Origin of the sequence: Erythrobacter sp. CCH5-A1 (assembly GCF_001557115.1) — a bacterium.
Classification (GTDB): Bacteria; Pseudomonadota; Alphaproteobacteria; order Sphingomonadales; family Sphingomonadaceae; genus Erythrobacter.
Genome location: NZ_LSKQ01000173.1, coordinates 21,775 through 32,839, shown reverse-complemented (window position 1 = coordinate 32,839; position 11,065 = coordinate 21,775). Strand labels below are relative to the sequence as shown.

The 11,065-nt window shown below is 66.7% G+C and carries 9 protein-coding genes and 1 tRNA gene; 8 read left to right on the top strand and 2 right to left on the bottom strand.

What is annotated here, in order from left to right:
- Positions 1 to 69 precede the first annotated feature (69 nt).
- Positions 70 to 612, bottom strand: a complete 543-nt coding sequence (gene msrA, locus AX708_RS09640; protein WP_066527233.1) for a peptide-methionine (S)-S-oxide reductase MsrA — start codon at positions 610 to 612, stop codon at positions 70 to 72.
- A 124-nt stretch (positions 613 to 736) separates the two neighbouring features.
- Here msrA and AX708_RS09635 point away from each other — a divergent pair, with 124 nt between their 5' ends.
- The 5 genes from AX708_RS09635 to AX708_RS09615 all read left to right on the top strand — a co-directional run bounded on the left by AX708_RS09635 (position 737) and on the right by AX708_RS09615 (position 3,977).
- Complete coding sequence (locus AX708_RS09635) at positions 737 to 1,612, top strand: class I SAM-dependent methyltransferase (protein ID WP_066527202.1); 876 nt, start codon at positions 737 to 739, stop codon at positions 1,610 to 1,612.
- 18 nt (positions 1,613 to 1,630) lie between these two features.
- The gene (aguB, locus tag AX708_RS09630) at positions 1,631 to 2,509 is read left to right on the top strand and encodes an N-carbamoylputrescine amidase (RefSeq protein WP_066527199.1); all 879 of its coding nucleotides are present in this window, start codon (positions 1,631 to 1,633) and stop codon (positions 2,507 to 2,509) included.
- 26 nt (positions 2,510 to 2,535) lie between these two features.
- Positions 2,536 to 3,000 (top strand): 2-amino-4-hydroxy-6-hydroxymethyldihydropteridine diphosphokinase, encoded by a 465-nt coding sequence (gene folK, locus AX708_RS09625; RefSeq protein ID WP_255357990.1) that lies wholly within the window; start codon positions 2,536 to 2,538, stop codon positions 2,998 to 3,000.
- A 32-nt stretch (positions 3,001 to 3,032) separates the two neighbouring features.
- Positions 3,033 to 3,108, top strand: a tRNA-Lys gene (locus tag AX708_RS09620).
- 293 nt (positions 3,109 to 3,401) lie between these two features.
- The gene (locus tag AX708_RS09615; protein ID WP_197425949.1) at positions 3,402 to 3,977 is read left to right on the top strand and encodes a hypothetical protein; all 576 of its coding nucleotides are present in this window, start codon (positions 3,402 to 3,404) and stop codon (positions 3,975 to 3,977) included.
- A 3-nt stretch (positions 3,978 to 3,980) separates the two neighbouring features.
- On the opposite strand, the gene AX708_RS09610 is transcribed toward AX708_RS09615, so the two are convergent.
- A complete protein-coding gene (locus AX708_RS09610) occupies positions 3,981 to 4,703 on the bottom strand; it encodes a queuosine precursor transporter (RefSeq protein ID WP_082745472.1) in 723 nt (240 codons plus the stop codon).
- Positions 4,704 to 4,916: 213 nt separating this feature from the next.
- Between AX708_RS09610 and AX708_RS09605 the strand changes: the two genes are divergently transcribed.
- The 3 genes from AX708_RS09605 to AX708_RS09595 all read left to right on the top strand — a co-directional run bounded on the left by AX708_RS09605 (position 4,917) and on the right by AX708_RS09595 (position 10,985).
- Complete coding sequence (locus tag AX708_RS09605) at positions 4,917 to 6,398, top strand: NupC/NupG family nucleoside CNT transporter (protein WP_197425948.1); 1,482 nt, start codon at positions 4,917 to 4,919, stop codon at positions 6,396 to 6,398.
- A 42-nt stretch (positions 6,399 to 6,440) separates the two neighbouring features.
- Complete coding sequence (locus tag AX708_RS09600; RefSeq protein ID WP_066527195.1) at positions 6,441 to 7,367, top strand: isopenicillin N synthase family oxygenase; 927 nt, start codon at positions 6,441 to 6,443, stop codon at positions 7,365 to 7,367.
- Between the two features lie 255 nt (positions 7,368 to 7,622).
- A complete protein-coding gene (locus AX708_RS09595; protein WP_066527193.1) occupies positions 7,623 to 10,985 on the top strand; it encodes a carboxypeptidase regulatory-like domain-containing protein in 3,363 nt (1,120 codons plus the stop codon).
- The last annotated feature ends 80 nt before the right edge of the window (positions 10,986 to 11,065 follow it).

Below are 11,065 nucleotides of genomic sequence, written 5' to 3'. Positions count from 1 at the left end.
GGAGGCGGGCACGCAAACAAGGAAAGCCAAGCCCCGTGTCAAGCACGGGGTGACGTTGGTTGAAAGTCTTTACTTCACATACTTCTGGAAGCTCTTCCTGAGCTTCATCAGCTTGGGCGGGATCACCGCGAGGCAGTAGGGGTTCCTCTGGCCCTCGCCGTCCCAGTATTCCTGATGGTAGTCCTCGGCCGGATACCATGCGGCCGTCTGCTCGCCGCCCGACAGGCCCTCGATCGTGGTGACGGCCTGCTTGCCGTTCTCGGCATTCCAGCGAGCGATCGCGGCCTTGGCCTCGGCGCCCTGTTCGTCCGAAAGGGGGAAGATCGCGCTGCGATACTGGGTGCCGATGTCATTGCCCTGACGGTTCAGCTGCGTCGGATCATGCGTGCCGAGGAACACGTCATAGATCTCGGGCAGGCTGATCACGGAGGTGTCGAAGGTCACGCGGATCCCCTCGGCATGGCCCGTGGTGCCGGTGCATACCTCCTTGTAGGTCGGGTTCGCCTTGGTCCCGCCGATATAGCCGCTCTCGACACTCTGCACTCCGACGACATCGCGGAACACCGCCTCGGTGCACCAGAAGCATCCGCCTGCAATGATCGCCGTATCCATGTTGCTCATCGAATTCTCCGTTCCTTTGTGCCAGAGATAGGTCAGCAGCCTGCGATTGCCAGCATGCTTCGTCTATCGCAGCATCGTCACAGGTTCATTCAGTCACCCGGGAGAGTTACGCGCCATGAAGAAAATCATCCTCGCCCTCGCCGCCGCGAGCGGCATCGCGCTCGCCGCGCCGGCCATCGCCGACCATCACGCCGCCGGTGAGGTCGACGAAGCCCACATCAAGGACACCGCGCATTTCATGAAGATGCACGGCGAGCAGCTGTCGGCGGCGATCAACCACCCGACCCGCGCCGAGGACAAGGCGCGCGACGCCTTCCGCCACCCGGCCGAAACGCTCGCCTTCTTCCATGTCGGCCCGGAGATGAAGGTCGGCGAATATGCGCCCGGCGGCGGGTGGTATTCGCGCCTGCTCGGGCACTATCTGGGCGGCGAGGGCCAACTGGTCGGCCTCTACGCCAATCCGCTCACCGCCACCGCCGATCCCGCGCGCCAGCAGCGCATCCGCGACCAGGCGGCGGGCTTCGGCAAGGAAGTCGCCGGCTACACCGGCCTGCCGGCCGAAAAGTTCAGCGGGATCACGCTCGACAATCTCGAGGGCCAGAAGGGCACCTTCGACCGCATCCTGGTGATGCGCGCGATGCACAACCTGCTGCGCGGCGGCACCGCCGATACCGAACTGCGCGCCATGCGCGAGCTGCTCAAGGACGATGGCCTCCTCGGCATCGAACAGCACCGCGCCCATGCAGACGCGCCGTGGTCCTACGCCAACGGCACCAAGGGCTATCTGCGCGAGAAGGACGTGATCGATTTCATGCGCGTCAACGGCTTCGAGCTGGTCGGCAAGAGCGAGATCAACGCCAACCCCAAGGACACCGCCGATCACAAGGAAGGCGTGTGGGAAATGCCCCCCGTGCTCGCCACCAAGCGCGAGGACCTGAAGGGACTGGGCGAAAGCGACCGGATGACTCTGCTGTTCAAGAAGGCCAAATAATCGAGTAGGGGCGGCGGCATGACCGCTATCACCGTCGCCGCCCTGCAGCTCGCCCTCGGTTCCGAGGACGAAGCCGCCAACATCGCTGCCGTCTCGGCGCTGGTGGAAGAAGCCGCCGCCAGGGGCGCGCAGCTGATCCTGCCGCCCGAGCTGTTCAGCGGCCCCTATTTCTGCCGCGAGGAGGACGAGGCCCTGTTCTCGCTCGCCCGCCCCACGGCGGAGCACCCGAGTGTCATCGCGATGCGGGAGCTCGCCGCGAAGCTGAAGGTGACGATCCCCACCAGCTTCTTCGAGCGCGACGGGCACCATTACTACAACACCCTCGCGATGATCGGCCCGGATGGTGCCGTGCAAGGCACCTACCGCAAGAGCCACATCCCCGACGGGCCCGGCTACGAGGAAAAGTACTACTTCCGCCCCGGGAACGACGGCTTCAAGGTGTGGGACGTGGCCGGGGAAGGCAGGGCGACCGTCAAGGTCGGCGTCGGCATCTGCTGGGACCAGTGGTATCCCGAATGCGCGCGGGTGATGGCGCTGCTGGGCGCCGAACTGCTGATGTATCCCACCGCAATCGGCTCGGAGCCCTATGACGCCGATCTCGACACCAGCCGCATGTGGCGCCGCGCGATGATCGGGCATAGCGTGTCGAACTGCATGCCGGTGGTAGCCGCCAACCGCATCGGCCACGAAGGGCCGGAGGATCGCGCGCAGAGCTTCTACGGCCACTCCTTCATCACCGACGAATGGGGCGACGATCTCGCGCTGTTCGGCAAGGAGGAGACCGGCGTTCTGGTCGCCAGGCTCGATCTGGCGCGGGCGGCGAAGCACCGTGCCGGGATGGGCTTCTTCCGCGACCGCCGCCCGCAGCTTTACGGCCGGATCGCGCAGGACATCTAGGCCTGAGCAGCACCTACCTGATCGCGCTGGGGAGCAACCGGCGGCACGCCCTCTATGGCGATCCGCGTGCCGTCGTGCTGGCCGCAATGGACGAATGCGCCGCCTTCGGCACGGTCACCGCGCGCTCTCAGGTGATCGCCACCCCCGCAATGGGCGCGGCCCAGCGCCGTTTCGCCAATGCCGCGCTGGTGCTGGAAAGCGAGCTCGATCCGCCCGCGCTGCTCGCCGCACTGAAGCGCACCGAGCGTGAATTCGGCCGCCGCCCGGGTCAGCGCTGGGGCGACCGGGTGCTTGATGGCGACATCGTGCTGTGGAGCGGCGGCGCATGGGTCTCGAAGACCCTCGCCATCCCCCACCCGGCTTTCGCGCAGCGGCGCTTCGTCCTCGATCCGGCCTGCACCATCGCCCCCGACTGGCGCACCCCGCCGCACGGCCTGACCATCGCCCAGCATCAAGCCCGCTTGACCCGCCCGCGCCCCCTGCCTAGGTGAGCCGCCTTCCCGTCGCATCGCGGGAGACATGTGGGCCCGTAGCTCAGTAGGTAGAGCAGCTGACTTTTAATCAGCGGGTCACAGGTTCGAATCCTGTCGGGCTCACCATTTTTTGTGTTTCGCAGTCGCCTCCGCGAATGCGTCCTCGCTAGATGTCCTCCGCTGCGCTGCGGACCCGCTGCGGGCGGGCGGTCGCCCTTGCGGTCGCCGGCGACCGATTGGTGCAATCCGCTCCCGCCTCATTTGCGCACAGCACCTCCCTCGGCTCGACAATTGCTTGCGCCTCGACCACTGACAGCCTGATGAAGCTTCTGCCCGACGATCACACTGCCGACCATCCCCGCTTGGCGTGGACGACCGTCGCGCTTGCAGGGGCGGTGGCTCCAGTGGGGGCACTTCTTGTGAACACCGATCCTCGCGCTGCCGGGACGATCGTCGCCATCGGCATGATGGGCGCGGGCATGATTGCCGCCGCAGCTGCGGGGCGCTTCGTTGTCGGCGTGGTTGTCGCCTTGCTGGCCGGGGCGGGGCTGGTGCTGCTGGCATTGGCGCTCGGCCTGTCTGAGTTCCACGCCCCTGCCGTACTTGCGCCTGCCGCCATCCTCGCCAGCGTCAGCTTTGCCGCGCGCGGGAGCCTTTTCGCGCATTCCGCCTCGTCGCGGGGGTGGTGGATCGCGCTCGCCGTGGTGGCGGGCGAGGCGGCCATGCTGCTCACCGCCGCAGCCATGCCGGGGGCGTGGCCGGGGTGGGTGCTCGCGCTGCTGCCAGCGCAATGGGCGACGCTCGCGCTGGAGGCAGGGCTGACCGGAACCAGCGCGGAGGTGGCAAATGCTGCCGTGTTCGCGCTCGGCGCGACAGCGGCGGCAACGCTGCTGGTGGCCCGCCTGTGGCCGCGCCGCTGGCCCTACCTGATCATGTTCACCACCTGGCTCGGCTGCTCCGCGCTCGTCTGGGAACGGTGGGGAACCGCGCTCTAGACGCTAGCCCGCCTTCTTCCCATCCAGCCAATGCGCCGCGCGAACCCCGAAGGTGATCAGGAACGGCACGAGCACCAGGCTGAGGAACACCTTGGCGAGCACCTGCCCGATCATCAGATCGGTGATGTCGAACTCGCCGTAGAAGGCCAGTGTGATGAAGATCACCGAATCGACCGCCTGACTGAGCGCCGAGGCGATCGCGCCGCGCACCATCAGGCCGAGCGTGCTCTCGCCGTCCCCCGAGCCGCGCAGCCGGTCGAAGATCCAGATGTTGAGGAGCAGCGAGGTGATGTAGCTCGCCGGGCCCGCCATCCACACGCGCCAGGTCGACTGGTGGACCCGTTCGAAGGCGGCCAGATCATCCGGGCGGAAAGCGAGCATCTCGGAGGAGGCGGGGAGCGCCAGCACCAGCTGCATCAGCAGCGCCGACAGGCCCAGTGGCAGGAAGCCCCACCACACGATCCGCTTGGCCGCCTCGCGCCCGTAGAGCTGCGACAGCGTGCTCGAGATCACCACCAGCAGCAGGAAGGGGAAGATGCCGCTCTCGACCGCGAGGCTCGTCGGCCACAGCTGCACCTGCTTGAAGGCGAGCACGCCCGCCAGCACCGTCATCCCGCCATAGAGCAGCGTGTAGACGAACATCCCGAGCGGCATCGATACGCCCGCAGGCGGCGTCGTGGCGGCGAAGGGGGCGGCGGCCGGAACGGCGGTTGCGGGCGTGTCCATTGCACGGGTGCTACCCAGCGCCGCGGCAAAAGAAAAGCGGCGGCAGGGCTCCCCGGCGATGCTTTCCCGCAGCTCTGTGTTGACGGGCGCGCGGATGCGGCTTGCAAGTGCCTGCGCAAACTGCCACGCCAGGATGTGCTGCGCGGCAGACAGGATGCCTGACGCGCAAGGGATCGGGTCGCTTTACCAAGCCGTCAAGGAATAGTCGCTGCCGTGAACGCAAGTCTCACGTCCACCCTGCTGAGCCTTGCCGGGGTATTCGCCATCCTCGCCATCGCCTTCGCGCTGTCATCGGCGCGCCGTCACATCAATCTGAGGGTGGTCGGATCGGCCTTCGCGCTCCAGGCCCTCACCGCGCTCGTCGTGCTGCGCACCGATGCGGGGGTCGCGGTGATCGCCGGGATTTCCTCCGGGGTGATCGCGCTGCTCGATTTCTCCAAGGTCGGGGTCGAGACGCTGTTCGGCCCGCTCGCCAAGAACCCCTTTGCCGGAACCTTCGTGATTGCCGGGCTGCCTGTGATCGTGTTCTTCTCGGCGATTGTCTCAGTGCTCTATCACCTTGGCATCATGCAGCGGGTGGTGCGCACGCTGGGCGGGGCGATCGGGTGGATCACCGGCATCAGCCGGGTCGAGGCGCTGGCGGCGGCGGCCAATATCTTCCTCGGCCAATCGGAAAGTCCGCTGGTGGTGCGGCCCTATCTCGCCGCGCTGTCGCCTGCCGGCCTGTTCACCCTGATGACCGTGGGGATGGCCGGAACGGCGGGGACGATCCTTGCGATCTATGCCAGCTTCATCGGCGAGAAATCCCTGCCTTTCCTGCTGGCGTCCGCCTTCATGTCGGCACCGGGCGGGATCCTGATGGCCAAGATCATGATGCCCGACGAGCCGCAGAAAACGCGAGGCTATGAAGGCTCGGTGGCCGCAGCCGCAGCGGCGCGGGCGCGCGGACGCCCCAATACGGTGACCGAGGCGACCCGCGTCATCATGTATGACGAGAACGGGCAAGAGGTCGAACTCCCCCAGGCACGGATCAGCGCGGTCGGCCCGGCCTCGATCGTCGAGCCCGGCGGCAAGGCGGACGAGGTAATCTCGGCCGAAACCTTCGAGGAAGGCCAGCGCCCCGCCAACATCATCGAGGCCGCCGCCCAGGGCACCCAGACTGGTGTCAAGCTGGCTGTCGCGGTGGGCGCGATGGTGATGGTGTTCGTCGGGCTGGTGGCGCTGGCGAATGGCATGCTCGCCTGGGCCGGCGGCGGCATCGTCAATCTCGCCGATCAAGCCGGCACCCCGCTTTCGCCCGAGGCCGCAGCGTGGCTATCGACCATCAGCTTCCAGAAGCTGCTCGGCTATGTCTTCGCCCCGGTGATGTTCCTGATCGGCATTTCCGATTGGCAGCAGGCGCAGGTCGCTGGCGGCCTGTTCGGCACCAAGATCGTGCTCAACGAGTTCGTTGCCTTCATCGATCTGGGCGCGATGCAGGCCGGCGAGCTGACCCAGCGCAGCCGCGCGATCCTCACTTTCGCGCTGTGCGGCTTTGCCAATTTCTCCTCGATCGCGATCCAGATGGCGGTGACCGGCGGGCTTGCCCCGGGCCAGCGCCCGATGATCGCCAAGCTGGGTCTGAAGGCACTTGCGGCGGGCAGCCTTGCCAATCTTATGAGCGCGACGCTCGCGAGCCTGTTCCTGCCCTACTGACCCCCTTGGCAGGCGGCGCGGCGCGGGTGTAAGGCGCGTCCTATGATCGACATCGCCTCCGTAAGCCTCGCCCAGCCGCTGGAAACCATCGCCGACGAACTCGGCCGCAGCTTTGGAGAATACGGATTTGCCGTGGTGCGCGATCACGGCATCCCGCAGGCGCTGATCGACGAGGCCGAGCGGGTCTCCAAGGCCTTCTTTGCCCTGCCTGACGCGGTCAAGCGCGCCTACAAGATCGAAGGGGGCGGGGGGGCACGCGGCTACACCCCGTTCGGGACCGAAAAGGCCAAGGACGCCGAGGTGTTCGACCTCAAGGAGTTCTGGCATGTCGGCCGCGATCTGCCGCAAGGCCATCCGCTCGAACCGTTCATGGCCCCCAATGTCTGGCCCGCCGAGGTCGAAGGCTTCCGCGAGACGATGACCGCGCTGTTCGCCGCCTTCGAGGTTGCCGGGGGCCGCGTGCTCGAGGCGATCGCGCTGCACCTCGGCCGCCCGCGCGATTTCTTCGCCGCGAGCGTTGCCGAGGGCAATTCGGTGATGCGCCTGCTCCACTATCCGCCGCTGGCCGAGGGCGCGCCCGAAGGCGCGATCCGCGCGGCCGGGCACGAGGACATCAACACCATCACCCTCTTGCTGGGGGCCGAGGAAGCCGGGCTCGAACTGCTCGCCAAGGACGGCCAGTGGCACGCGATCGATGTGCCTGCGGGCGCGCTCGTCATCAATGTCGGCGACATGCTCCAGCGCCAGACGGCGGGCAAGCTGCGCTCGACCACGCACCGGGTGGTCAATCCGCGCGGTGAGGCGGCGCGGCGGGCGCGCTATTCGATGCCGTTCTTCCTGCATTTCCGGCCCGACTTCCTGATCGAGCCGCTGCCCGAATGCGTCGGCGATGACACGGCGGCCGCGCCCGAGCCGATCACCGCGCATGACTATCTCATGCAGCGGCTGCGCGAGATCAATCTCGTCTGAGACCGGGTTGGGGGGCTTGCAAAGGGCCTCCGGATAAATTCCCGCGGCGTTGCTGCGATGCAACACCGCGCCCGGCAATTGTCGGAAATACGTGGCTTTTGCCGCTCCGGATTCAGGCTCCGCTGAGGATTCCGCAAAGCGGTTCACCGCATGTCACGAAATTGTCACAGAACCGTCGCTTTGGCGCAAGCGAACGGGCCTAGGGCCGCCCGCACTACGTAATTCTCTCTCCACTGTTACCAGGGGCTTTCATCCATGAAGCTTAAGTATCTCCTTGCCGCGAGCGTTGTCAGCCTCGCTGCGACCACCACGATCGCAACCCCCGTGTTCGCGCAGGAAACCACGTCGTCGGTCCGCGGCGATGTCACCGACCAGAACGGCGCCCCTGTCGCCGGCGCGACCGTGACCGTGACCCACGTCCCCTCGGGCACCACCTCCACACAGACGACCGATGCCGCGGGCAGCTTCAACGCGGCCGGCCTGCGTCTGGGCGGTCCGTTCCTCGTCGAAGTGGCCGCGCCGGGTTTTGAAACCGCCTCGCAGGAAATCGGCTTCCTCACCGCAGGCCAGGCGCAGCGCATCAGCGTCGCGCTGGTCGAGCAGGGCCAGGCCATCGTCGTCACCGGCAACCGCGTCCGCTCGGCGATCACGCTGGCCACCGGCCCCGCGACCGTGCTCAGCGCCCGCGACATCGCCGGCGTCGCCAACGTGCAGCGCGACATCCGCAACCTCGCCGCGCGCGACCCGCTGGTGACCCTCGACGCCACCAACGGCAACGCCATCAGCATCGCCGGGCAGAACAACCGCTACAACCGCTTCACCGTCGACGGTGTGGCCTTCGGCGACCCCTTCGGTCTCGAATCCGGCGGCCTCGTCTCGACCCGCGGTCCGGTGCCGCTTGACGCGATCGGCGAATTCTCGGTCGAAACCGCGCCGGTCGACATCCAGCAGGGCTTCTTCCAGGGCGGCGCGATCAACACCCAGCTCAAGTCGGGCGGCAACCGCTTCACCTTCCTCGGCGCGGCCTTCTATCAGGACGACAGCCTGCGCGGCTCGCGTGCCCGCGAACTGACCCGCATCGGCGCGTTCGAATCGCAGATCTACACCGCGCAGGTCACCGGCCCGATCATCAAGGACAAGCTGTTCTTCGCGGTCACCTACGAGCGGACCCGTGACACCGTCCCCGCCAACGTCGCGCCCTCGCAGCTCGGCGTGACCGATGCCGACATCACCCAGATCAGCGGCATCGCCCAGAGCGTTTACGGCTACGACACGCTGGGTGCGGTCGACTCGATCGTCGAAAAGGACGACAAGCTCGTCACCAAGCTCGACTGGAACGTCGCTGACGGCCACCGCCTGACCGCGACCTACATCTGGAACGAAGCCTCGGTGCTCGCGGGCCAGACCGGCACCGGCCAGATCGTCGCCACCAACCCGACCCTGAACCTGCTGTCGAACAACTACAACCAGGGCGCGGTCAACCACTTCGGCATTCTGCAGTCGAACAACCAGTGGTCGGACAACTTCTCGACCCAGCTGCGCGTCTCCTATGCCGATTACGTGCGTCTGCAGGTGCCCTTCAACGGCCGCACCTTCGGCGAGTTCACCACCTGTCTCGACCCGGTCAACCCGACCCCGCCGGCGCAGGGCCAGCCGGCCAACGGTTCCTCGCCGACGCTGTGCGCCCCCGGCCAGCAGCGCATCGTCTTTGGCCCGGACATCAGCCGCCAGGCGAATGAGCTTGACAGCCAGTCGCTGGCGATTGAATTCGCCGCGACCCTCAAGGCGAACAACCACACCATCAAGTTCATCGCCGAGCGTCGCCGTCAGGACGTGCGCAACCTCTTCGCCCAGCGCGTTTCGGGTGCCTGGTACTTCGACAGCATCGCCGATCTGCAGGCGCGGCGCGCGAACACCCTCGACATCGCCGTGCCGCTGCGCGGCGACATCAGCACGGTGACCGCCGATTTCCAGAACAACAGCTGGACCTTCGGCATCAGCGACACGATCGACGTGACCGACACCCTGACCCTGGTGGCGGGCGTGCGTTACGATCTGTTCGACAGCCCGGACCGGCCGTTCTTCAACCAGGACTTCCTCACCCGCTTCGGCTTCGCCAACACCGCGAACCTCAATGGTCGTGACCTGTTCCAGCCGCGCTTCGGCGTGAACTGGAAGCCGACTGACCGCCTTCAGGTGCGCGGTTCGGCCGGCCTGTTCGGCGGCGGCAGCCCGCTGGTGTGGATCTCGAACAGCTACTCGAACCCCGGCCCGACGCTCGGTCGCGTGCAGGTCAACCGCGTGCCCGGTGTGAACGGGGCTGCGGACACCTTCACCATCAGCAACCTGACGCTGACTCCGGCGCAGCAGACCGCAATCGGTGCGGCCACGCTCAACGGCGTGACCGGCGGCACCGGCCTGCCGCAGTCGCTGATCGACGCGATCCGTGCCTCGGGCACCGCCACCGCGCCGACCAACGCGATCGATCCGGACTTCGAAGTGCCCTCGACCTGGCGCTTTGCGGCTTCGGTCGATTACGAAGCCAACCTCGGCAGCTTCCTTGGCGACGGCTGGAACTTCGGCGCCGACGTGATCTACTCCAAGGTCAACAACGCGCTCGAGTGGACCGATCTGCGCTCGGTGCCGAACGGCACGCTGCCTGACGGCCGCGTCCGCTACACCGTGCTGCCCGGTCAGGACCTCAACAGCCAGAACACCGACATCTTCCTGACCAACACCGATTTCGGTGACAGCTGGAACCTCGTCGCCCGCTTCAACAAGCGGTGGGACAACGGCCTGTTCATCAACGGTTCGTACACCTACCAGGACGTCGCGGACCAGAACCCCGGCACCTCGTCGGTCGCCTTCTCGAACTACAACACCACCGTGACCGGGATCGATTCGAACTTCGCGGCGCAGGGCATCGCCAACTACCAGCGCGATAACCAGTTCCGTCTGGGTCTCGGCTTCGACGGCGAGATCTTCGGCGAGAACAACACCCGCATCGAGCTGTTCTACAACGTCCGTTCGGGCCAGCGTTACAGCTACGTCTTCAACGACCCGACCTCCGGCTCCTTCCGTCCGGCGGTGCTCGGGGTGCAGGGCCGCAGCGAGCGTGGTCTGATCTACGTGCCGAACGTTTCGGCGATCAACGCCGACCCGCGGGTGGCCTACGCGCCGAACTTCGACTTTGCCGGGTTCCAGAGCTTCATCCTCAACTCGGAGCTGAAGGAATATCAGGGCCAGATCGCGCCGAAGAACATCGGCAGGACGCCGTCGGTGCACAAGCTCGACCTCGCGTTCCGCCAGGAAGTGCCCTTCGTGTTCGGCGGCAAGATCGAGCTCTCGGCGGAAATGGAGAACGTGCTCAACTTCATCGACAAGGACTGGGGCACGATCCGTCAGGTCGGCTTCCCCTATGCCGCCTCGCTGGTGAACGTGACCTGCCTCACCGCGCCGCAGGGCACCCCGGGTTCGGCCACGGCCACCAACGCCCAGCCTTGCGCGCAGTACCTCTACGCCAACCGCACCGGCACGAGCTTCCGTGCGCCGGTCGAAGCAACCCAGCTCGCCGGTTCGCTCTGGGGCGTGCGCTTCGGGGTCCGCGTCAAGTTCTGATCCTCCCGCGATCAGCCAAACCAATCGAGAGGGCGGCCCGGCAACGGGCCGCCCTTTTGTTTTTCGGGGACAGCGCGGCT